Source organism: Streptomyces sp. NPDC020780, assembly GCF_044334475.1.
Taxonomy (GTDB): domain Bacteria; phylum Actinomycetota; class Actinomycetes; order Streptomycetales; family Streptomycetaceae; genus Streptomyces.
In genome coordinates, this window is record NZ_JBIRTB010000003.1 from 144097 (window position 1) to 166865 (window position 22769).

The window sequence follows — 22769 nt, forward strand, 5'->3', positions numbered from 1 at the left end:
GGCAGACACCCCAGCGGGCCGCCGGCGCCGATGCCGCAGAGTCTGCGGGACTACGCGCTGATCGCCGACGGCGAGCGCGGCGCGCTGATCGGACCGCACGGCGACGTCTCCTGGATGTGCGCCCCCCGCTGGGACTCCGACGCCGTCTTCGCCGGACTCATCGGCGGAGCCGGCCACTTCACGATCACTCCGGCGGGGCGCTACGTCTGGGGCGGTTACTACGAGAGCGGCTCCCTGATCTGGCGGAGCCGCTGGATCACCGAAGGGGGCATCGTCGAGTGCCGCGAGGCGCTCGCCTTCCCGGGCGACGACCACCGGGCCGTACTGCTGCGCCGGGTCGTCGCCGTGGAGGGGGCCGCACGGGTCTCCGTGCGTCTGGAGCCCGCGCCGGGTTTCGGGGCCGAGGGACCCTGCCGGCTGCGCCGCGAGAACGGGGACTGGGTGTCGCGGAGCGGTTCCCTGCACCTGCGCCTGGGCGGGGCCGGCGCCGCCCGCCCGGTCCGCGGAGGTCTCCGGACGACGGCCCTGGCCATGGACCTGCGCCTGGAGGCCGGGGACCACCACGACCTGGTGCTGGAGCTCTCCGAGCGGCCCCTGCCGGGGAGGCCGGAGGCCGGGCGCCTGTGGAGCGCGACCGAGGCGGCGTGGGCCCGAGCGGTGCCCGCCCTCGACGCGACCCTGGCACCCGAGGACGCCCGGCACGCCTACACGGTGCTGCGCGGACTCACCGCGGCCACCGGCGGGATGGTGGGGGCCGCCACCACGAGCCTCCCCGAACGCGCGGAGACGGGGCGCAACTACGACTACCGGTACGTGTGGATCCGCGACCAGTGCTATGCGGGGCAGGCCGTGGCCGCCGCCGGGGACCACGCGCTGCTGGACTCCGCGGTGCGCTTCGTGTCGGCGCGCCTGCACGAGGACGGGGCCCGTACGGCGCCCGCGTACACCGTCACCGGCGGTCCCGTCCCCGACCAGCGGACGCTGGGTCTGCCCGGCTACCCGGGCGGTTACGACCGGGTCGGCAACTGGGTCAACCGACAGTTCCAGCTCGACGCGTTCGGTGAGGCGCTCCTGCTGTTCGCCGCCGCCCACACGCTCGGACGGCTGGACGCCGACGGGTGGCGGGCGGTGGACATCGCGGCCGACGCCGTGGCACTGCGCGGCGACGAGCCGGACGCCGGCATCTGGGAACTGGACGACCGGCGGTGGACCCACAGCCGGCTCATCTGCGCGGCGGGGCTGCGCGCCGTCGCCGGCGCGACCTCCTCACCGGGCAGGGCCGCGCGGTGGGCCGCCCTCGCCGACACACTGACCGCCCGGACGGCCGCCACCTGCCTGCACCCCACCGGACGCTGGCAGCGCTCCCCAGGCGACCCGGGGCTCGACGCGTCGCTGCTCCTGCCACCGCTGCGCGGCGCCCTGCCGGCCGCGGATCCGCGGACGGTCGCGACCCTGCGTGCCTACAGGACCGAGCTGACCCGCGATCACTTCGCCTACCGCTTCCGGCACGACGAGCGGCCGCTGGAGGAGGCGGAGGGCGCGTTCCTGCTGTGCGGGTACGTGATGGCCCAGGCCGAGCACCAGCAGGGGCACCAGGAGGAGGCCCTGCGCTGGTTCGAACGCAACCGCGCCGCCTGCGGCCCGCCCGGGCTGTTCGCGGAGGAGTACGACATCACCCAGCGCCAGCTGCGGGGCAACCTGCCCCAGGCGTTCGTCCACGCGCTGCTGCTGGAAACCGCCACCCGGCTGACCGCACCGCCGGGACAGCCCCGAGGAAAGAAGTGAGCATGCGACAGACCGTCGTCATCACCGGTGCCAGCGCGGGCATCGGCCGGGCCGCCGCCCGGGCCTTCGCCGCGCGCGGAGCGAACGTGGCCCTGCTCGCCCGGGGGCGGGCGGGGCTCGAAGCGGCGGCACGCGAGGTCGAGGCGGCCGGCGGGCGGGCCCTGCCGATCCCCACGGACGTCGCCGACGTGGCGCAGGTGGAGGCCGCCGCCGATGCCGCCGTGGCGGAGTTCGGCAGGCTGGACGTGTGGGTCAACACCGCGTTCAGTTCGGTGTTCGCCCGGTTCACCGACATCACCCCCGAGGAGTACGTCCGTACAACGGAGGTGACCTATCTCGGCTTCGTGAACGGCACCCGGGCCGCCCTCAGCCGCATGCTGCCGCAGGACCACGGGGTCATCGTGCAGGTCGGCTCCGCTCTCGGGGACCGCTCCATCCCCCTGCAGTCCGCCTACTGCGGGGCCAAGCACGCCATCAACGGCTTCACCTCCTCGGTGCGCACGGAACTCATGCACGAGGGCAGCGAGGTCCGGATCACCGTCGTGCAGATGCCGGCCGTCAACACACCGCAGTTCTCCTGGGTCCTGTCCCGCCTCCCCAGGAAGCCGCAGCCGGTGGCGCCGATCTACCAGCCCGAGGTCGCCGCCCGGGCCGTCGTGCGGGCCGCCGACCACCCTCGGCGCAAGCAGTACTACGTCGGCGCGAGCACCGCCGTCACGGTCATCGCCGACAAGATCGCGCCCGGGCTCCTCGACCGCTACCTGGCCAGGACCGGATTCCGCGCCCAGCAGACCGACGAGCCCGACTCCCCGGACCGCCCGCACAACCTCTGGCAGCCGTTGGACGACACGGACGGGCACGACCACGGCGCCCACGGCTCCTTCGACGACCGGTCCCACCGGCACGCTCCCGAGCTGGTCCTCTCGTTCCACCCGCGGTGGACGGCCGCCGTCGGCTCCGCCGCACTGGCGGGGGCCGCCGCTCTGCTGGCGCGGCGCCGCCGCGCCAGCAGGTAGGGACGGCGGGTCACACGAACGCCCGGGACACGGCGCCGCGCCGCGGGGGCATTACCCGGGAGGAGGGCGGCCCCTCGGACAGACTGGGGCAAGGGAAGCGGACGGAGACCCAGGCGGATGCTGATGTCGAAGCGCAAGGCCCGGCTGAAGGACAGGGCGGGGCTGGCGGCGGCGAGGAGCGCGCAGAGCCTCGACGCCCGTCTGCCGCTGAGCGAGGCGGCGCGCTCGGGGCTGCGCAAGGCCTTTCCCGACCACTGGTCCTTCCTGCTGGGTGAACTCGCCCTCTACAGCTTCGTCGTCCTGCTGCTGACCGGTGTGTACCTGACGTTCTTCTTCCAGCCGTCCCTGGCGGAAGCGGTCTACCAGGGCTCCTACGGGCCGCTGCGGGGCGTGCGCGTCTCCCAGGCGTACGCCTCCACCCTGCGGATCAGCTTCGAGGTGCGCGGTGGCCTGCTGGTCCGCCAGATCCACCACTGGGCCGCCCTCCTCTTCGTCGCGTCGATCGGCGTCCACATGCTGCGCGTCTTCTTCACCGGCGCCTTCCGCCGCCCGCGCGAGGTCAACTGGACGGTGGGAGTGACCATGTTCCTGCTGGCCCTCCTGGAGGGCTTCGCCGGCTACTCGCTCCCCGACGACCTGCTGTCCGGGACCGGGCTGCGCACCGCACAGGGCATCATGCTGTCGGTGCCCGTCGTCGGGAGCTACCTCAGCTTCTTCGTCTTCGGCGGCGAGTTCCCCGGCGAGGACATCGTGGCGCGGCTCTACCCGGTGCACATCCTGCTCGTCCCCGGTCTCCTGCTGGCACTGATCTCGCTGCACCTGCTGCTCGTCGTCCACCTCAAGCACACGCAGTGGTCGGCGCCGGGCAGGACCGGCCGCAACGTGGTGGGCAAGCCCCTGTTCCCCCAGTACGCCGCCAAGTCGGCCGGGCTGTTCTTCATCGTGTTCGGCGTGCTCGCCCTCATGGGCGCCGTCGCGCAGATCAACCCGATCTGGGACTACGGCCCCTACCGCACCGACCAGGTGTCCTCGGGCTCCCAGCCCGACTGGTACGTCGGCTTCCTGGAGGGCGCGCTGCGTCTGATGCCGGGCGTCGAGACGCGGCTGTGGGGGCACACCCTGATGTGGAATCCACTGGTGCCGGGCGTCCTCCTGCCGGGGCTGCTCTTCCTGATCCTGTACGCCTATCCCTTCTTCGAACGCTGGGTCACCGGGGACACGGGCGAGAAACACCTCTGCGACCGCCCGCGGAACCGTCCCGTGCGCACGGCCCTCGGGGTCGCGGCCCTCTCGTGCTACGCGGTGCTGCTGATCGCCGGCGCCCAGGACATCATCGCGTTCGTCTCCGACGTGCCGGTCCACCACCTGACCTGGATTCTGCGGGTCGCCGTGTTCGCAGTGCCCTTCGCCGCGTTCCGGCTGACTCACCGGCTCTGCCTGGCACTGCGTGCGCACGAAGGGGAACTGGTCGCGGAGGGGGAGCCGTCGGGCCTGGTGCACCAGTCGGTGCAGGGCGGCTTCGAGCCGGGGCACGCCCGGCTGCCGGCGGACCGGCGGTACGTGATCCTCGCCCAGGAGGTGCCGCGTCCCCGGAAGCCGGGCACCGGACCGGACAACGGTGTCTGGAAGCGTGCCGTGGAACGGGTACGGACCTCGCTCAGCCACTGGTACTACCGGGACACCACCGGCCTTCCGGCCACGGCGGCCGAGCGCCGGATCATCGCGTCGGCCCTCGAAGGACCGGAGCGCGGGCGCCCGCCCGGCGCGGAGTGAACGGCTCCGGGGCCTCGGCCGGAAGAGGCCGGGGGCGGACCGCGCTGGCGTACACAGCCGTCCCGGCTGCGGCGGTCACAGCCCGGGCGCGGGGCCTCCGGCGGCCAGCATGTCCTCGATGAGGTCGGCGGCGCGTTGGGTGCCGCCCTCGGCGCGGGCGGCGGCCCGCAGGCGCTCGGACCGGGCGGCGCGTGCCGGATCCGTGACCAGGTCGTCCAGCGCCGCGCGAAGGGTCTCGACGGTGGCGTCCTCGGTGTCCACGCGGCGTGCGACGCCGAGTTCCACGAGCTTGTCGGCGTTCATGAACTGCTCGGCTCCCTGGGGTACGGCGATCATGGGAACGCCTGCCAGGAGCCCTTCGCCGCAGCCGCCCATGCCGGCGTGGGTGACGAAGGCGTCGCTCTGTTCCAGGATCGCCCGCTGCGGGACCCAGGAGTGCACCTCGACGCCGGGCGGGAGGGCGCCGAGTTCCCCCGGGTCGGTGTGCCTGCCGATCTGGAGGACCACGTGCCAGCCGGGCAGGTCACCGAAGGCGGCGACGCACCGGCGGTAGAACTCCGGTTGACGGGTGTACGCGGAGCCCAGCGAGACCAGCAGCACCCGGTCGGCGCCTTCCGGGCGGGTCCAGCCGTCCGTGTCCGGGCGGCTGTCGTAGCAGGGGCCGACGAAGGTCACCCTGTCGGTGTCGACCCGGTCGGCGTTCGGCTGCATCGCCCGGGGGATCAGGGCGAGGGCCCGGGCGGGCGGCCCGCAGAAGGCGTCCACGTCCGTGGTGGCCACCCCGCATTCCAGCAGCCACCGCGCGAACCTTTCCCGGTAGGCGTCGGCGCCCGGCAGCTTCCGCAGGTGGGCCGCGACGTCCTCCTCGTAGCCGTCCCAGCCGACGAACGACGGGGACAGCTGGAGGAGCGGACGGCCCTGCGCTTCGGCGAGGGCGCGCGCGGCATAGGCGCCGATGTCGTAGAGGTACAGGTCGGCCGGATCGTCGTCGTAGGCGGCGCGCAGCTGCGGGAGCGCCTGGACGGCGTCGTCGAGGAAGAGGCCCGCCGCGGCGATGGGGTCGGCCGGCCAGTCGTTGTCGGCGAAGGGCAGCGTGGAGGTGCAGGGCACCAGCTCCGCGCCGGCGGACTCGATCCGGTCGGCCACGAACGGGTCGTTGGCGTAGGTGACCCGGTGCCCGCGGGCCACCAGCTCCCGGACGATCGCGAGGCTGGGCAGGACGTGGCTGATGACGGGGACGCCGACCATCGTGATGTGGGCGCGGGTGCGGGACATGGGCGATCACTCGTTTCCGGCGCGGAACGGGGGCGGGCGGTGGGAGGAGACCGGCGCGTCAGGGCCGGCCTGCTTGCGCGGCAGCCTCCTCCAGGTCGGCGACGGTCCCCGACATGATCGTGCGGAGGTGCGCGGTGATGTGCTCCACGGGCCAGTCCCACCACGCCACGGCGAGGAGCCGGGCGACCTCGGCGGCGTCGTAACGGGTACGGATGAGGCGGGCGGGGTTGCCGCCGACGATGCCGTAGTCGGGGACGTCGGCGGTGACCACGGCGCCGGCGGCGATGATCGCGCCGTGGCCGATCCGTACGCCGGGCATGACCGTGGCGCCGTGCCCGAACCAGACGTCGTTGCCGACGACGGTGTCGCCCCGGTCCGGCAGGCCGGTGATCAGGTCGACGTGCTCGGCCCAGGAGCCGCCCATGGTGGGGAAGGGAAAGGTGGAAGGGCCGTCCATGCGGTGGTTGGCACCGTTCATGAGGAACCGCGTGCCCGTGCCCAGGGCGCAGTACTTGCCGATGACAAGCCGCTCGGGCCCGTAGTGGTAAAGCACGTTACGCGTCTCGAACGCGGTCGGGTCGTCCGGATCGTCGTAGTACGAGTAGTCGCCCGCCTGGATCAGCGGGGACGTCACCAGCGGCTTGAGCAGCACGACACGCGGGTGCCCGGACATCGGGTGGAGGACGGCGGGGTCGGGGAGAACAGGCGGCATCGGGAAGGCGGTTCCTCTCGGGGAGGCCTGGGAGCACTGGAGCTACAACTGTTGCGTTAAGATGCTGACACAGCCCAGGCACGACGATCAACCGGATAACGGATTCCCGATGACAGACCCGCCGGCCATCCCGCAGGGCCGCCGCCCGGGCGGTCGCACCGCCCGCGTCCGCGCCCAGGTCCTCGACGCGGTACGCGCCGAACTCTCCGAAAGCGGTCACGAAGGACTCACGGTCGAAGGTGTCGCGACCCGTGCGGGAGTGCACCGCACCACGGTCTACCGGCGCTGGCGCGATGTCGGCGGTCTGCTGGTCGACGTCATCGACGCCGCCGGCGAGATCGACTGGCAGCCCCCGGACACCGGTTCCCTGCGCGGTGATCTGACGGCCCTCAACGAGCAGATCCAGGAGTCCCTGGTCGTGAAGCCGTCCTTCGCCGTCGCCCTGATGGCCGCCGCGTTCCACTCCGAGCAGGCGGCGCGGGCCCAGACGCGGCTGTGGGCGGACCGGTACGCCCAGTGCGAGATCCTTGTCGAGCGCGCCGTCGGGCGCGGTGAACTCCCCGCGCGGCACACCGACGCCCGCAGCCTGCTGATCGCCGCCACGGCGCCGCTCTACCACGAGTTGGTACTCCTGCGCACCGATCCCGACCCCCGGCTCCCGGAACGGGCCGCGGCGGCGGCAGCGGTGGCGGCTGCCGCGGGCGCCTTCACCACCCGGGCAGAGGGCGGGTGAACGAGGAGGCCGGGAGCACGCGCACGCGTGATCAGGAGCAGCGACAGGCCCCGCCCGACCCGGTCGACGTGCGTACGGATCCAGCTTCCCGGGGCCGGCCCGGAGCTCCGCCGTCATCGGCGCTCTCCGGGGGTCACCGGGCCCCGCTTCCTCCATACCCGGCCTTGTCGGGCAGCGCCTACTCCGGATGGCCGAGGTTCTGGAAGACGAAGCCGAAGACGCCGGGGAGCAGGACGCCCACACCGATGAGCGTCAGCCACAGGCCCTCGACCACTCCGAGGCCGGTCAGCGCGCATCCGGCGGCGGCGATCACGGGGAAGTAGCTCCGCGCGGGGAAGAAGGCCCGCCGGCCGCCGACGGATCGCACCTCCGCTCCCCCGCGGTCCTCCGGCCGCCGCCCGTCCCGCCAGTACTGCCGCCACAGGAAGACGGCGATGAGCCCGGACATGAGGAAGGACACGAGGAGGGCCGCGATGCCGGCCGGTTCCTGGGCGAACACGGCGTAGAGGGATCCGGTCACGCCGAAGAACACCGCCGTGCCGGTGAAGAGCCAGGCCTCCGTTCTCATGACGGCACCTCCGGGTGGTGAAGGTCGAAGGCCGGGGACTCGGAGCGGACCCGCGGAAGCGCGTGGAAGTTGTGCCGGGGCGGCGGGCAGCTGGTCGCCCACTCCAGTGAACGCCCCCAGCCCCAGGGGTCGTCGACCGTGACCTTCTCGCCGTACCTGGCCGTCTTCCACACGTTGTAGAGGAAGGGCAGGGTGGAAAGGCCGAGCAGGAATGCGCCGATCGAGGAGAGGGTGTTGAGGACCGTGAACCCGTCGGCCGCCAGGTAGTCGGCGTAGCGGCGCGGCATCCCCTGCTCGCCGAGCCAGTGCTGGACGAGGAAGGTGAGCTGGAAGCCCGTGAACAGCACCCAGAAGTGGATCCTGCCGAGCCGTTCGTCCAGCATGCGCCCGGTGAACTTCGGCCACCAGAAGTAGAAGCCTGCGAAGGTGGCGAACACGATGGTGCCGAAGAGCACGTAGTGCAGGTGGGCGACGACGAAGTAACTGTCCGTCAGATGGAAGTCGAGCGGTGGGGAGGCCACCAGCACACCGGTCAGGCCGCCCAGGAGGAAGGTCACGAGGAATCCGACCGACCACAGCATGGGCGTCTCGAAGGAGAGCGACCCTCTCCACATGGTGCCGATCCAGTTGAAGAACTTCACCCCGGTGGGTACCGCGATCAGGAAGGACATCAGGGAGAAGAAGGGCAGCAGGACAGCGCCCGTGGCGAACATGTGGTGGGCCCACACGGTGGCGGAGAGCCCGGTGATCGCGATCGTGGCGCCCACCAGCGAGACATAGCCGAAGATCGGTTTCCGGCTGAAGACGGGAATGATCTCGGTGATCACCCCGAAGAAGGGCAGGGCGACGATGTAGACCTCGGGGTGGCCGAAGAACCAGAAGAGGTGCTGCCACAGCAGTGCGCCGCCGTTGGCCGCGTCGAAGATGTGCGCGCCGAACTTCCGGTCCGCCTCCAGGGCCAGCAGTGCCGCGGTGAGGACGGGGAAGGCCAGGAGCGCGAGGATCGATGTGAACAGGACGTTCCAGGTGAAGATCGGCATGCGGAACAGGGTCATGCCGGGCGCGCGCAGGCAGACGATGGTGGTGATGAAGTTGACCGATCCGAGGATGGTGCTCAGTCCCGCCACCACCAGGCCCATCACCCAGAGGTCGGCGCCGCTGCTCGGCGAGAACCGGGAGCCGTTCAGCGGCGCGTAGGCGAACCACCCGAAGGGCGCCGCCCCGTGGGCTGTCAGGAAGCCGGCGACGACCATCAGACCGCCGAAGAGGTAGACCCAGTAGGTGAAGGCGTTCAGCCTCGGGAACGCCACGTCCGGCGCCCCGATCTGCAGGGGCATCACCGCGTTGGCGAACCCCGTGAAGGTGGGGGTCGCGAACAGCAGCATCATGATCGTGCCGTGCACGGTGAACAGCTCGTTGTACTGCTGGTTCGACATGATCTGCAGGCCGGGCCGGGCCAGCTCGGCCCGCATCAGCATCGCCAGCACACCGGCGAAGAGGAAGAAGGCGAAGGAGGTGACGAGGTACATGTACCCGATCACCTTGTGGTCCGTGGTCGACAGCCATCGCAGCACCGTGGCGCCCTGGCCTGTGCGACGCCCGGTGCCGTGATCCGGTGGTGCCTCCTCGGCCGTGTCCCGCACCGGTGTCATACGCCCTCCGCACTTCTGGAACCGCCGAGCCCGACCGCCGCAACTCTTCCACTACGAGTCGCACTCGCTCCCGTACCCGTGCGGCGTGCCGGGAATCAATCCCGGAGACGGCCCCGCCCGGCCCGGGAGGCACGGCGTCCTGACGGCCCGTAGACTCGCTCGCCGGCGATCGAGGAGACGTATGGACGGGCAGCAGACGGCGGTGGACAGGGCGCGGGCCTCCTGGCTCAACCCGCCCCTGGACGCGGCGGAGGACGGTGACGGCCTCGTGGTGACCGCCCGGGGGCGGAGCGACTTCTGGCGCACCACGGGTTACGGCTTCGTCCGTGACGACGGGCACGCCCTGCTCACCGGCTTCCCTTCCGGAACCGCCGTCGAAGTCTCCTTCCTCGCGCGCTTCGAGGAGCTGTACGACCAGGCCGGGGTCATGGTCCGGGTGGACGAACGCACCTGGATCAAGGCGGGCATCGAGATGTCCGACGGTGTTCCGCACCTGGGCGCGGTCGTCACCCGCGAGGTGTCCGACTGGTCGCTGTCGCCGGTGCCGGAGTGGGCCGGGCGCCATGTCACCGTACGGGTGAGCCGTTCGGGTGACGCCGTCACGGTCCGGGCCCGGTGTGACGACCTGCCGTGGCGCCTGGTGCGGCTGGCTCCGCTGGACCCGGACGCGGCCGCCTTCGCCGGTCCCTTCTGCTGCTCCCCGCAACGCGAGGGGCTGCGCGTGCGCTTCACCGCCTTCACGACCGGGCCCGCGGACACCGCTCTGCACCCGCAGTAGGCCAGGCGCGGCTCCTCGGCCGGTGCATCGGCCCGGGCCGCCGGTTCAGGAGCCGTCCGTGCCCGGCGCCCCGGGCAGGGGCTGCTGGGCCCAGATGGTCTTGCCGGTGCCGCTGTACCGGGTGCCCCAGCGTTCGGTGACACTCGCCACCAGCAGAAGGCCGCGGCCACCCTCGTCGAACATCCGGGCTCGGCGCAGGTGCGGGGCCGTACTGCTGCCGTCCGACACCTCGCAGACGAGTGCCATGTCGCGGATGAGGCGCAGGGTGATGGGCGGTCCGCCGTGGCGGATGGCGTTGGTGACCAGTTCGCTGACGACGAGTTCGGTGGTCAGGACGGCGTCGTCCAGGCCCCACGTCTCGAGCTGGGCGGCGGCGCTCTTCCTTGCGTCCACGACGACGGCGGGGTCGGCGGCCAGGTCCCAGGAGGCGTAGTTCTCCTCGCCGAGCCGGCGGGTGCGGGCCAGCACGAAGGCGACGTCGTCCTCCGGCCGCTCGGCCACCAGGGTGCTCATCACGGTGTCGCAGGTGCGGTCGAGCGAGGTCTCGGGCCGAGCGAGCAGGCGGCAGAGTTCGGCGAGGGACGCGTCGGCGTCCCGGCCCGGCACCGCCACCAGGCCGTCGGTGTAGAGGGCGAGCCGGCTGCCTTCCGGCAGGTCGAACCTGGCCGCCTCGAACGAGACGCCCCCGACCCCCAGCGGCGGCCCCGGGGGCAGCCGCAGTTTCTCCGGCCTCTCGTGCGGGCGGACGAGGACCGGCTCGGGATGGCCGGCCCTGGCCATCGTGCAGAGGCCGGTGATCGGGTCGTACACCGCGTACAGGCAGGTCGCGCCAGCGACCGGGGCCGTGCCGGCCGCGCCCGGCTCCTCCTCGTGGTCGAGTTTCATCACCAGGTCGTCGAGCTGGGTCAGCAGTTCCTCCGGGGCCAGGTCCACCTCGGCGAGGGCGCGTACGGCGGTGCGCAGTCGGCCCATGGTGGCCGAGGCGTGGATACCGTGGCCGACGACGTCACCCACCACGAGGGCGACCCTGGCGCCGGAGAGCGGGACGACGTCGAACCAGTCCCCGCCGATGCCCGCGCCGACCGTGGACGGTACGTAGCGTGAGGTCACCTCGACGGCCTTCTGCGGGGCGGAACGGCTCGGCAGGAGACTGCGCTGCAGGGCGAGGGCGGTGGCTCGTTCCCGGGTGTAACGGCGGGCGTTGTCCACGCAGACGGCGGCGCGCGAGACGAGTTCGCCGCAGAGGGAGAGGTCACCCTCCCCGAACGGGGCGGGGGTCCGGTGACGGCAGAACGTGGCCATGCCGAGCGTGATCCCGCGGGCTCTCAGCGGGGCGACGATCGCCGAGTGGACCTTGTGAACCCTCATGCTGCGCACCCGGGCCGAGTCCACCCCTGCCCACCGGCTGAGCGTCAGTTCGTCGACCGCGAACCGGGAGACCTCGCCGGTGGCCAGCGTGCGGCCTACCGGCGACTCGCGATCGTAGGTGTGCGCCTCGCCCACCCCGACGACCGACTCGGGGCAGCCCTCGAGGACCGAACTCTGCGCCACGCGGAGAAACGCGATCTCGTTCCGCCGAAAGGGGGAGCGCGCCTCGTCGCCGGTCAGTACCTCGGCGAGCAGGTCGACCGCGACGAAGTCGGCGAAGTCCTCCGTGGCCATCTGCGCCAGTTCCTCGGCGGTGCGCCCCACGTCCAGGGTGCTGCCGATGCGCGTGTTCGCCCGGTCGAGGACGGCCATGCGCCGGCGTGCCCAGAACTGGGCGGTGGTGTCGAGGGTCACCACGGAGACGCCCAGGAGTTCTCCGGCCGCGTCCTTCACCGGGGTGAGCATGGCCTCCCGGACGTGCTCGCTGTCGGCGAGTATCAGGTGTCTCTCGTAGGCTTCCGCCTCACCGGTCGCCATCACCCGGTCGATCGCCTCCGCGAGCCCTTCCCCGCCGCGCACCAGTACCCCGGCGTCGACCTCCGCCGGTGACAGCCCGAGCAGGGACGCCTCCGTCCTGACCATGGCCGCCGTAGCGGCCGGGTTGGCCATCGCCAGCCGCTGGTCGCGGCCGAAGAACGCCACGGCGACGGGCAGCTGGTCGAGGATGCGCGCCCTCATCCGGGCCGTGGGCGCTTCGGTAGGGGTCCCGTCGGCCTGCTGGTCACGCTCTTCCATGCGCCACCACTCGCCCTCCGCCGCCGACCGGTCCGTCGTCCGCGGACCTCGGTCGCGGCTCTCGTCCCAGAATGCGCCTGTGGTGGCCGGCCCTCAACCAGTCCGCTCCCTGACGGGCCGCGGCCCGTTCCTCCGCGCCGGCCCGGACGCTCAGGCGCCGCCCGCCGCGAAGGGGCCACCGGGGGCGAGGACCAGCCCGGCGAATCGTTCGCCGATGCGCCGGTGGGTGGCGGCGTCCGGGTGGAGCCCGTCGGGCAGCGGCAGTTCGTCAGCGTCGGACTCCCCGTAGAGGGCCCGGCCGTCGAGGTGGTGGAGGTGGGGGTCCTCGGCTGCCCGCTGCCGGACGATCCGGGCCAGTTCCTCGCGGATGACGCGGAGGGTGAGCTTGCCGCTCGCGCGGTCGGCGGGGTCGCCCATGGCCCGGAACCGCAGGCGCCCGGTGCCGAGGCCGGTGAGGTCGGGGGCGCTGGGGCCGGGGGTGTCCTCGTGGATGGGGCACAGGAGGGGTGAGACGACCAGCAGCGGGGCGGTGGGGTGCCCCTCGCGCAGGGTGTCGAGGAAGCCGTGGACTGCAGGTGTGAAGGCGCGCAGCCGCATCAGGTCGGCGTTGACGATGTTGATGCCGATCTTGACGCTGAGAAGGTCGGCGGGGGTGTCCCGCATGACGCGGGCGGTGAAGGGATCGAGCAGCGCGCCGCCACCGAAACCCAGGTTGAGGAGTTCCACGCCGCCGAGCGACGCGGCCAGGGCGGGCCAGGTGCTCGTGGGGCCCGCCGCGTCCGAGCCGTGGCTGATCGAGCTGCCGTGGTGCAGCCACACCTTCCGGCCCGAGGAGGGAGCGGGCTCGACGGGGGCGTCGGTGCGCAGGGCGACGATCTCGGTGGTCTCGTCGTGCGGCAGCCAGATCTCGACGTCCTTGGCCCGGTCCGGGAGGCCGGTGAAGCGGAGGGTGCCGGCCGGGCCGCCCCGGTGCTCGGCCGTCCCGGCCACCATGTCGATGGTCAGGGTGCTGCCGCCCTCCACGTGGGCGCTGCCGGCGGGCCGGCCGTCGACGAGCAGCTCGTACACGCCGTCCGGCCGGGGCGGAGCGCCCACGTACACCCGCTTGGTGGGCCGTGTGTCCATCTCGACGCGGGTGGCCCTGGTGCGGAAGGCCAGCCGGACGCCGGAGGGCTGGGATTCCGCCATGGCGAGTTGCCCGTCGGTGTTCTGGGCGCGGGCCCAGGCGGGCAGCCGGTGCGGCAGCACACCGTGTGCGGTCCGCTCCAGGTCGAGTGCGCCGCGCAGGAGGTCTGCGGTGACGGGTGTGGTGATCCAGTGGTCCGGGGGGTTCATGGTCTCCTCCTGCGAGCAGGTCGGGGTGGGGCCGTTCGGGTAAGCCCGTACGCCGGCGGGCCGAGGCCGGCGGGTGGGCCGGTGATGCCGGGCCGGAAGGCCGGGCCGGTGGTAGGCGGCCGACAGGCCGGGGCGGGTGGCGGCCGGGGCCGGTCGCTGCCGACGGGCCGTCACGCGGGGGTCAGCTCATGGGCCAGTTGCGGAGCATCGCGTCGAGGCGGTCCAGGGTCCACTCCCAGCTCTCCTGCGAGTCGGGGGCGCTGTGGCTGAAGCCCCCGGCCGCCTCGAGACTCACATAGCCGTGGAAGACGCTGCCCAGCAGCCGTACGGCGTGGGTGCTGTCGGGTTCCGTGAGGTCGTAGCCGCGCAGGATCGCCCGCGTCATCTGGGCGTGCCGGACCCCTGCGCTCGCCGCGGCGACTTCGGGGTCGAGCCGGAACCGCGCCGCCTCGTAGCGCCCGGGGTGTTCCCGGGCGTAGTCGCGGTAGGCGTCGGCGAAGGCCGTCAGGGCGTCCTTGCCCGCCCGCCCGGCCAGGGCGGCGGCCGCGAGGTCCGCCAGTTCCTCCAGGGCCAGGAGGGCGATCCTGGTCCTGAGGTCCTGGGAACTCTTCAGGTGCGAGTACAGGCTCGCGACCTTGACGTCGAACCGTCTGGCGAGTGCCGAGACGGTCACCTGTTCGAAGCCGACCTCGTCGGCCAGCTCCGCCCCGGCCCGTGTCAGTCGCTCCGCGGTCAGTCCTGCGCGCACCATGCCCGTCCTCCTTCGCCGGAGTCCATCATGCATTTCCCTAATACCTTTAGGCAAGTGCCAGTAACTTCAAGGAAGCTGGCCGCCCCTGGTGAACCGGGGTCCCGTCCGCAGGACGGGCGTGGACCGCCGCCCCCGCGCAGAATGGGCGTGTGCTCGCGCCCCGACCGGGCGCCTGGGCCACCCCCCGGACGGGACCGGGCGGCCGTGCGAGCGGGAGGCAGCGGATGCATCGGTTCGGCCGACGCGACAGCGGGCCAGTCCAGGGGCGGCAGCACCCGGTCGCCGCGCACGTGGCCCTGGCCGCCAACGGCATGGGCAGCTTCACCTGGGACCTGCCGAGCGGCACGATGCGGTACGACGAGGCGGGCCTCGCCGTGATGGGATTCCGTCCGGGCGAGTACGACGGCCGCCTGAGCACCCTGGGCGAGCGCATGGTGCCGGGCGAGCTGAGCGCGGTCGAGGACCAGGTCGACCGGGCGCTGCGGACCCGTACGGGCTTCAGCCTGTACTTCCGCGTACGGCACCGTGACGGCTGGCTGCGCTGGACGCACACCCAGGGCCATGTCGTCTGCGACCAGCAGGGGAACCCCGTCCGGGTCATCGGGATCATCCGGGATGCCAGCCAGGAGCTACGGGCGCTCGAACAGACCGAACAGCTGCGCCAGGCCCGGCTCGACCGCAGGCGGCAGGCCGACATCGTCGGGCACGTCAGCGACGCACTCGCCCCCACCGTCACGGTCGACGACGTCGCCGACGCGCTCACCACGACGCTGCTGATGGAACAGCTCGGCGCCGCCAGCATCATCCTCGGCCTGGTGGACAACGCCCGGATGCGTCTGGCCGGGTCGAACGGCGTGCATCCGGATCTCGTCCGCGACTTCCACCTGGCCCGCCTCGACGAGCACCTGCCGCTCACCGACGCCGCCCGTACCCGCGAGACCGTCTTCATCGTCAGCCGCCGGGAGTACGTGGCGCGCTACCCGGACATGGGCCCGTACCTCAGGATGTTCTCCGACGCCACGGCCGCCGTGTACCTGCCGCTGATCGCTCACGACGACGCCATCGGCGCGCTGGGCCTCACCTACGACGGCAGGGCGCCCTTCACGCACGACGAGCGGACGGTGCTGACCGCGCTGGGCAAGGTCATCGCCCAGTCCCTCCAGCGGGCTCTGCTGTACGACCGCGAGCACGAGCTGGCCGCCGGGCTCCAGACGGCCATGCTCCCCGGTCAGCTGCCGCACGTACCCGGACTGGGACTCGCGACCCGCTACCGTCCGGCCAGGGCCCAGGGCGGGATCGGCGGCGACTGGTACGACGCGATCCCGCTGCCCGACGGACGCGTCGCCGCCGTCGTCGGGGACGTCCAGGGCCACGACGTGACCGCCGCGGCCGTCATGGGCCAACTCCGCATCGCCCTGCGGGCGTACGCCGCCGAGGGGCATCCCCCCACGACGGTCGTGGCCCGCGCCTCCGCCTTCCTCGCCGAGCTGGACACGGACCGGTTCGCCACCTGCCTGTTCGCTCTCCTGGACCCCGTCACCGGGCTGACCGTCCTCGTCCGGGCCGGGCACCTCGACGCCGTACTGCGACGGCCGGACGGCACCTGCGACTGGCTCGACGCCCCGGGAGGACTGCCGCTCGGCCTCACCGCCCCGGGAGCCCAGCCCGCCTATCCGGCCCTCGAGACGGTCCTGGAACCCGGTTCGACCCTGCTCCTGTGCACGGACGGCCTCGTCGAGGCGCGCACCGAGGACATCGACCAGGGACGCGCCCGCCTCCTCGGCGAACTCCGCGACGGCCCCCGGGATCCCGACACCCTCGCCGACCACCTGCTGCGCACGATGGGCGGCTACACGGGAGGCGAGGACGACGTGGCCCTGCTGGTGATGCGGCGCTTCCCCGGGGAGCACGCGGCGGACCCTCGGATGGAGGTGACCATCACGCCCACGGACGCCGGTTCCCTCAAGGCCGCACGCCGCGCCCTGCGCACAGCGCTCGGCCGCTGGTCCCTGGACGCGATGGCCGACACGGCGGAACTGCTCGCGTGCGAACTGGCCACCAACGCCCTGCTGCACACCCGTGGCAGCGCCACGCTCACGGCCGGCGTCGTCGGCGAGGAGGGGCGCGCGGTGCGCCTGGCCGTCACCGACACCTCGACGGCCTCCCCCAGACGGAGGGCCGCCACCGAGCAGTCGACCTCGGGCCGCGGGCTCATGCTGCTCGAGGAACTGGCCACGGCCTGGGGCATCGAACCACGTGGGGACGGCAAGACGGTCTGGTGCGAGATCTCGGTGACGGGGGCGAGCTGACCGTGTCCGCCGCGCCGGCGTCGCCGCCTCGCTCGCCGATCAGGTCCTCGTCTTCGATACTGGCTGTGCGGTCCGATCCGGCTCTGCGGCCCGGCCGGCACTCTTTCCAGGAGGCACCGATGCGCATGCTCATCAACGTCCCTGAGACCGTCGTCGCCGACGGACTCCGCGGCATGGCCGCCGCCCACCCCGAACTCACCGTGGACGTCGAGAACCGTCTGGTTCTCAGGCGCGACGCGCCCGTGGCCGGGAAGGTGGGCCTCGTATCCGGCGGCGGGTCCGGGCACGAACCGCTGCACGCCGGGTTCGTCGGGCCCGGCATGCTGTCCGCGGCGTGTCCCGGCGAGGTCTTCACCTCTCCGGTGCCCGACCAGATGGTGAAGGCCGCCGCCGCCGTCGACAGCGGCGCGGGCGTCCTGTTCGTGGTGAAGAACTACACCGGGGACGTACTGAACTTCGACATGGCGGCCGAACTCGCCGAGGAGGAGAGCGTCCGGGTCGCCCGGGTCCTGGTGGACGACGACGTGGCGGTGACCGACAGCACCTTCACGGCCGGCCGGCGGGGCACGGGCGCGACACTGTTCGTCGAGAAGATCGCCGGGGCCCTCGCCGACGAGGGCGCACCCCTGGAGCGGGTGGAGGCCGTGGCCCGGCAGGTGAACGAGTCGGCACGCAGCTTCGGGGTGGCGCTCAGCGCCGTCACGACCCCGGCCAAGGGCGGCCCGACGTTCGACCTTCCCTCCGGTGAACTGGAATTGGGGATCGGAATCCACGGCGAGCCGGGGCGGGAGCGGCGCCCGATGATGACGTCCGGTGAGATCGCCGACTTCGCGGTGCACGCGGTGCTGGAGGACCTGCGTCCGAGCGGCCCGGTGCTGGTGCTGGTCAACGGGATGGGGGCGACACCCCTGCTGGAGCTCTACGGGTTCAACGCCGAGGTGCGGCGGGTGCTGTCCGAGCGCGGCGTATCGGTGGCTCGTACGCTGGTGGGGAACTACGTGACGTCGCTCGACATGGCGGGCTGTTCGGTGACCGTCTGCCAGGTGGACGAGGAACTGCTGCGGCTCTGGGACGCGCCGGTACAGACGCCCGCGCTCCGCTGGGGCCGGTGAACCGTCCGCCCGTGGGTGCTCGAGGAACAGGAGAGCGTGTGCTCGACACCGATTTCTTCCTTCGCTGGATGACCGCCACCGCGGCGGCCGTCGACCGTGAGGCGGGCCGGCTGACCGACCTGGACGCCGCGATCGGCGACGCCGATCACGGGACCAACATGCAGCGCGGCTTCACCGCGGTGACCGCCGTCCTCGACAGGGAGCCGCCCACGACTCCGGGGGCCGTGCTGACGCTGGCGGGACGGCAGCTCATCTCGACGGTCGGCGGCGCGTCGGGGCCGCTGTACGGGACGCTGCTGCGCCGGGCCGGCAAGGCGCTGGGCACGGCTCCCGAAGTGAGCGCCGGACAGCTGGCCGAAGCACTCGGGGACGGCGTCGCGGCGGTGGCACAGCTGGGCGGGGCGCGGTCCGGCGACAAGACGATGCTCGACGCGCTGCTGCCCGCCGTCGAGGCGCTGGGGACGTCGGCCGAGGCCGCCCGGGACGCGGCGCTCGCCGGCGCGGAGGCGACCGTGCCTCTGCTGGCGCGCAAGGGCAGGGCCAGTTATCTGGGTGAGCGCAGCATCGGGCACCAGGATCCGGGGGCCACCTCCGCGGCCCTGCTGGTCGGGGCACTCGTGGAGGCGGGCGGGGCGAGCGGTGGAGGCGACGCGTGAACAACGAGGACCGGCAGGTCGGAATAGTCCTGGTCTCGCACAGCGGGCCGGTCGCGGAGGCCGTCGCCGAGCTGGCCAAGGGGCTGGCGGCCGGTGGCGCGACGGCTCCGGTCGCCGCGGCCGGGGGGACGTCCGCGGGGGGCCTGGGGACGAGTGCGGAACTGATCTCGGAGGCGGCCAGGGCGGTCGACCGGGGCGCCGGGGTGGCGCTGCTCGTCGACATGGGCAGCGCGGTACTGACGGTGAAGGCCATGCTGGCGGAGGGTGACGAACTGCCCGAGGACGCCCGTCTGGTGGACGCACCGTTCGTCGAAGGCGCGGTCGCCGCCCTGGTGACCGCGTCGGCGGGCGGTGACCTTGCGGCAGTGGAGGCGGCCGCCACGGACGCGTACGGCTACCGCAAGACGTGAATCCTCCCCTCCCTGGAGGGAGGGGATTCCTGGCTCAGGCTGCCTGGCGGAACAGCGTTCCGTCAGGGCTTCCGCCTTCAGCGCCACCCGGGTGAGACCAGCCCGGACGAGCATCACGCGTGCGGAGTTCTTGTCCCTGGGGGACGAGAGCCCGCACGCGGTGCATGTGTAGGTTCGTTCCGCCAGGGGGAGGCGGTGTTCGGCCATCCTCCGGTTACCAAGGTGAAGGCTCCGCCGGCGCGCGCCCGTGCCGGCCGGGTGGTCGGGCCGCCGTTCCGTCCGCTCGGCCGGGCACGAACCCGGTCGGCACGGGCGCCCGAGCGGGCCGCCCGGGACACCGGACGACTAACTGCCACCCGCCCCCACCCGCCCAGGACTCATGTGGCGCACCGGCACGGTCGCCCCCGGCCACCGCCCCCGGGTGGCCGCGGGACCGGGCCCCGTGGGCGGTACCCGGTGCGGGTGGTCACGTGCGGCGGTAGCCCGCACACTTGACGACATGTCGACAGCCAGGCGCAGTGCCGGTCTTCTGCTCTTCCGCGTCGTCCCCGACGAGGACGGCGGGCAGGACGCCGAGGTGCTGATCGGGCACATGGGCGGTCCGTTCTGGACGGGCCGCGAGACGGCGTCCTGGTCGGTTCCCAAGGGTGAGTACGAGCCTGGCGAGGAGCCCGCCGCGGCGGCCCGCCGGGAGTTCGAGGAGGAGCTGGGGCTGCCCGTCCCGGACGGCCCCTGGGTGCCGCTGGGAGAGGTGCGGCAGCCCAGCCGCAAACGGGTGACCGTATGGGCGGTGGAGGGTGACCTGGACCCTTCGCGGGCGGTCCCCGGGACCTTCACGATGGAGTGGCCGCGGGGCTCGGGCGTGCAGCGGGAGTTCCCGGAGATGGACCGGTTCGCGTGGTGCACGCCGACCCAGGCCGCGGAGCGCCTGGTGGTGGGCCAGCGGGTCTTCGTCGACCGGCTGCGCCGCTTCGTGCGTGACGGGCGGCTCCCCCTGCGGCCGTAGGCCCCCCTGCCCGGGCACGGCTTCGAACAGCGCCGTTCCGGTGCGTGCGTGTCCATCCCTCTGTCACTGCGATGCACGAGGAACGTGCGGGAGCGAAGGCGCGGGAGCCTCCCGCCCCAAGGCGCGGGAGCGCTCCCATGAGCGTTCCGGACAGCCATGTATGCGTCAAGGGTGGTGCGGCCGTCACTTCGGGGCGCACCCCTGGCCCGGCGGGGCTGCGGGGCCGGCCCGTGGGCGCGCAGCCCGGCCGCCGTCGGCCCGCGACGCACCGCGGCCGGCGACCGCCGCCTCGCGTTCCTGGCCCGGCGTGGGTCCACCGGCTACGTCCGGGCGGCTGAGGAGAAGCACCGCGACGTCGTCGCTGCGCACCCCGGCGGCGTACGTCCGCAGATCGGCCCGCAGTGCCTCCACCACGTCGCGCGGTCCGCGTTCCGCCCACTGGCCGATCCGCTCGTCGAGCGGGTAGAACGCTCCTGCGGCGTCGCGCGCCTCGGTCACGCCGTCCGTGCACACCAGCAGCGCGGCGCCGGGCGGGAAGGAAAACGTCTCCGCGGCGCGCGACTCTCCGTAGAGGTCCCCCAGGCCCAGGGGCAGGAACGTCCGGCGCAGGCGCACCGGGGACACCGACCCGTCGTGGAGCAGGCGGGGCGGCACATGACCGCAGTTCACGGCCCGTACCCGGTCACCGCCGTCGAAGCAGAGGAGCAGGGCCGTGACGAAGCGCTCGGCCTCGCCGGTCTCGGCGGAGAAGGCGTTGTGCCGGGAGACGGCGCTCTCCACGGCGTCGGCGACGGCGGTGAGACCGGGCTCGCGCACGGCCGCTTCCCGGAACGCGCCGAGTGCGGCGAACCCGGCGCCGATCGCGGGCAGTCCCTTGCCCTGCACGTCGCCGATGATCACCCGGGTCCCGTACGGCGACTGGACGACCTCGTAGATGTCCCCGCCGACGTACCGGTCTTCCTCCACGGGCTCGTAGAAGCCCTGCGCCAGGATCTGCCGGGTGGTGATCGGAAGGGGGCGCAGGATCTGCCGCTGAAGGGCGACGGTGGCCGAACGGAGCCTGGCCATCTCGGTGGCGTGCCGGATACGCGCGGCGCAGGCCACCACCCCCAGCGCGCTGCCGAGGGTGGTGAAGCCGATGAGGAAGACCACGTCCCAGAACGCGCCCGTCGAGGCGACCTGGGAACCGACGACCACGAGAGTGACCCAGGACGCCACCGCGACGGTCTGACGGACCGAGCAGAAGACCGAGGCCAGTGCGGGCACGATGATCAGCAGCGGGATGAGCGGCAGCGCGCGTCCGGTGAGGGCGTCCAGCACGACGAGGCCGGCCGTCAAGGAGCCGACCGACAGCGCGAGCGCGCCGTTCCCGATCCGTGAGGCGCCCGCCGCCGTCTCGTCCGGATCCGTCCCGGGCAGCGGCTTCCTGCGTGCCGCCGATCGGTGCCGCAGTCCCATGGCCACGGCACCGCCTCCCGCGCGTTCGTCCCTCAACGCCCCACCTGTTCCACGCTACCCGCCCCTCGGCCCGGGGTCCTGCGGGCCGTGCTCCGCCGGGACGAGCGCGGACAGGAAGGAGGTCCGGCGGCGCAGCGCGAACCCGAGGGACTCGTAGAGCCGCACCGCCTGGGTGTTCGACGCTGCGGCATGGAGGAAGGGCTTCTCGCCCCGCTCCCTGATGCCGTGGGCGACGGCCCGGACGAGCCGCGTCGCCAGGCCCTGACCCCGTACGGACGCGTCGGTGCAGCCGCCGCTGGTCTCGGTCCAGCCGGGCGGGTGCAACCTCTCCCCCGCCATCGCGACCAGGACTCCGGCCCGGCGGATGCCGAGGTAGGTGCCGAGCTCCACGGTGCGCGGCAGGAACGGTCCGGGGCGCATGCGCTCGACCAGATCCAGCATGTCCGGTACGTCGGCGGGTCCGAGCGGTACGGCCTCCTCATCGGGGGCGGCAGCCACGGAGTCGTCCACGAGCTGCACGCCCTCCGCCTGGAAGACGATCTCCCAGCCGGCCGGCGGAGGCTCGCGGTGAGCGGTGAGGGTGACGGTCCCGCCGGGGCCGGCGAGGGCGGCGGCATCGGCCCAGTCCCGCGCGTCGGGTACGTCGGGGAGGGCGAGCCACGGTGTGACGCCGGCCGGGTAGCGCAGCACCCGGCCGCGACGCTCGGCGAAGTGGGCGTGGGGGCCGGTCAGCGAGGCGCGGACCGGATGGTCCAGGGGGTGGGCGGCGAAGACCTGACCCGGGGTGCTCATACGGCGGTCACGGCCGCCGGGCGGCCGCGCACGCCGGTGCACGGGGAGGGCCGGCGTGCGGCGGACAGGGCGGGCCGTGGCTCGGCGGGGCGTTGCCCTCCGGTGCCGTGGCGGTCGGGTGTACGGGGCGGGCGCATGGTCTTCCTCGTTCCGGTCGGTCTCGGAGCACGGCGGACCGCGATGCGTACGCGATCGCCGCCTGCAGCACCAAGGTCGTGCCGCCTGGGGCTATTCCCGGGGCACCGGAGTGTTCACGAGCGCGTGAGGAGTACCGCACCCCGCGCAGCGCGCACCGGGTGGCGGTGCGTCACGTCGCGCGGGCCCCGGGCCGGACCCGGCGGATCTCCCCGGCTGCGTGGATCCGCCCCCACCGGGCCGTCCGCTGTGGCACTCTGGGTACGGCCGCCCCACCGGGCTCCCCCGTACCGGTGGGGCGGTTCCGTGTGCTCCCGCGTCCTGCGGACCCGGCCCTGGCGGGGTGCGGT

19 protein-coding genes are annotated in these 22769 nt (G+C 73.0%); 10 read left to right on the top strand and 9 right to left on the bottom strand.

The genetic code is table 11. The features are described from left to right. Positions 1-30: 30 nt before the first annotated feature. The 3 genes from ACH4VO_RS06895 to ACH4VO_RS06905 all read left to right on the top strand — a co-directional run bounded on the left by ACH4VO_RS06895 (position 31) and on the right by ACH4VO_RS06905 (position 4574). Complete coding sequence (locus ACH4VO_RS06895; RefSeq protein ID WP_360989400.1) at positions 31-1785, top strand: glycoside hydrolase family 15 protein; 1755 nt, start codon at positions 31-33, stop codon at positions 1783-1785. Between the two features lie 2 nt (positions 1786-1787). Further along, complete coding sequence (locus ACH4VO_RS06900; RefSeq protein WP_360989064.1) at positions 1788-2801, top strand: SDR family oxidoreductase; 1014 nt, start codon at positions 1788-1790, stop codon at positions 2799-2801. A 117-nt stretch (positions 2802-2918) separates the two neighbouring features. Next, entirely contained in the window at positions 2919-4574 is a 1656-nt protein-coding gene (locus tag ACH4VO_RS06905) for a ubiquinol-cytochrome c reductase cytochrome b subunit (protein ID WP_360989061.1), read from the top strand. A gap of 75 nt (positions 4575-4649) precedes the next feature. Here ACH4VO_RS06905 and ACH4VO_RS06910 read toward each other — a convergent pair whose 3' ends face one another. Continuing rightward, positions 4650-5849, bottom strand: a complete 1200-nt coding sequence (locus tag ACH4VO_RS06910; RefSeq protein WP_360989058.1) for a macrolide family glycosyltransferase — start codon at positions 5847-5849, stop codon at positions 4650-4652. A 58-nt stretch (positions 5850-5907) separates the two neighbouring features. Beyond that, positions 5908-6561 carry a CatB-related O-acetyltransferase gene (locus ACH4VO_RS06915; RefSeq protein ID WP_360989056.1) on the bottom strand — a complete coding sequence of 218 codons (654 nt, stop codon included), beginning with the start codon at positions 6559-6561 and terminating at the stop codon, positions 5908-5910. A 109-nt stretch (positions 6562-6670) separates the two neighbouring features. On the opposite strand from ACH4VO_RS06915, the gene ACH4VO_RS06920 reads away from it, so the two are divergent. After that, positions 6671-7294, top strand: a complete 624-nt coding sequence (locus tag ACH4VO_RS06920) for a TetR/AcrR family transcriptional regulator C-terminal ligand-binding domain-containing protein (RefSeq protein ID WP_360989053.1) — start codon at positions 6671-6673, stop codon at positions 7292-7294. Positions 7295-7472: 178 nt separating this feature from the next. On the opposite strand, the gene ACH4VO_RS06925 is transcribed toward ACH4VO_RS06920, so the two are convergent. Both ACH4VO_RS06925 and ctaD read right to left on the bottom strand, forming a co-directional pair. Further along, on the bottom strand, positions 7473-7862 hold the full coding sequence (locus ACH4VO_RS06925; protein WP_360989050.1) for a cytochrome c oxidase subunit 4: 390 nt from the start codon (positions 7860-7862) through the stop codon (positions 7473-7475). Beyond that, a complete protein-coding gene (ctaD, locus tag ACH4VO_RS06930) occupies positions 7859-9514 on the bottom strand; it encodes a cytochrome c oxidase subunit I (RefSeq protein WP_360989047.1) in 1656 nt (551 codons plus the stop codon). The genes ACH4VO_RS06925 and ctaD overlap by 4 nt, the downstream gene beginning before the upstream one ends. A 181-nt stretch (positions 9515-9695) precedes the next feature. Between ctaD and ACH4VO_RS06935 the strand changes: the two genes are divergently transcribed. Further along, positions 9696-10292: a DUF1349 domain-containing protein gene (locus ACH4VO_RS06935; protein ID WP_360989045.1), complete on the top strand. Its 597-nt coding sequence runs from the start codon at positions 9696-9698 to the stop codon at positions 10290-10292. A gap of 45 nt (positions 10293-10337) precedes the next feature. Here ACH4VO_RS06935 and ACH4VO_RS06940 read toward each other — a convergent pair whose 3' ends face one another. From ACH4VO_RS06940 to ACH4VO_RS06950, 3 genes are all read right to left on the bottom strand, one after another. Further along, positions 10338-12455 carry a SpoIIE family protein phosphatase gene (locus tag ACH4VO_RS06940; protein ID WP_360989042.1) on the bottom strand — a complete coding sequence of 706 codons (2118 nt, stop codon included), beginning with the start codon at positions 12453-12455 and terminating at the stop codon, positions 10338-10340. 150 nt (positions 12456-12605) lie between these two features. Next, positions 12606-13790 (bottom strand): GDSL-type esterase/lipase family protein, encoded by a 1185-nt coding sequence (locus tag ACH4VO_RS06945; RefSeq protein ID WP_360989040.1) that lies wholly within the window; start codon positions 13788-13790, stop codon positions 12606-12608. 181 nt (positions 13791-13971) lie between these two features. Beyond that, a complete protein-coding gene (locus tag ACH4VO_RS06950) occupies positions 13972-14541 on the bottom strand; it encodes a WHG domain-containing protein (RefSeq protein ID WP_360989038.1) in 570 nt (189 codons plus the stop codon). Positions 14542-14765: 224 nt separating this feature from the next. Here ACH4VO_RS06950 and ACH4VO_RS06955 point away from each other — a divergent pair, with 224 nt between their 5' ends. The 5 genes from ACH4VO_RS06955 (at position 14766) to ACH4VO_RS06975 (ending at position 20034) form a co-directional block, all read left to right on the top strand. Further along, positions 14766-16850 carry a SpoIIE family protein phosphatase gene (locus ACH4VO_RS06955; RefSeq protein ID WP_360989036.1) on the top strand — a complete coding sequence of 695 codons (2085 nt, stop codon included), beginning with the start codon at positions 14766-14768 and terminating at the stop codon, positions 16848-16850. Between the two features lie 119 nt (positions 16851-16969). Then, complete coding sequence (gene dhaK / locus ACH4VO_RS06960; protein ID WP_360989034.1) at positions 16970-17962, top strand: dihydroxyacetone kinase subunit DhaK; 993 nt, start codon at positions 16970-16972, stop codon at positions 17960-17962. Positions 17963-18000: 38 nt separating this feature from the next. Then, a complete protein-coding gene (gene dhaL / locus ACH4VO_RS06965; RefSeq protein ID WP_360989031.1) occupies positions 18001-18618 on the top strand; it encodes a dihydroxyacetone kinase subunit DhaL in 618 nt (205 codons plus the stop codon). After that, entirely contained in the window at positions 18615-19028 is a 414-nt protein-coding gene (locus ACH4VO_RS06970; RefSeq protein WP_360989028.1) for a PTS fructose transporter subunit IIA, read from the top strand. The genes dhaL and ACH4VO_RS06970 overlap by 4 nt, the downstream gene beginning before the upstream one ends. A 499-nt stretch (positions 19029-19527) precedes the next feature. Then, a complete protein-coding gene (locus ACH4VO_RS06975; protein WP_360989026.1) occupies positions 19528-20034 on the top strand; it encodes an NUDIX domain-containing protein in 507 nt (168 codons plus the stop codon). 183 nt (positions 20035-20217) lie between these two features. Here the strand turns inward: ACH4VO_RS06975 and ACH4VO_RS06980 are convergent, their stop codons facing one another. Both ACH4VO_RS06980 and ACH4VO_RS06985 read right to left on the bottom strand, forming a co-directional pair. After that, a complete protein-coding gene (locus ACH4VO_RS06980; RefSeq protein ID WP_360989397.1) occupies positions 20218-21498 on the bottom strand; it encodes a PP2C family protein-serine/threonine phosphatase in 1281 nt (426 codons plus the stop codon). 48 nt (positions 21499-21546) lie between these two features. Continuing rightward, positions 21547-22284 carry a GNAT family N-acetyltransferase gene (locus tag ACH4VO_RS06985; RefSeq protein WP_360989023.1) on the bottom strand — a complete coding sequence of 246 codons (738 nt, stop codon included), beginning with the start codon at positions 22282-22284 and terminating at the stop codon, positions 21547-21549. Positions 22285-22769: the final 485 nt, after the last annotated feature.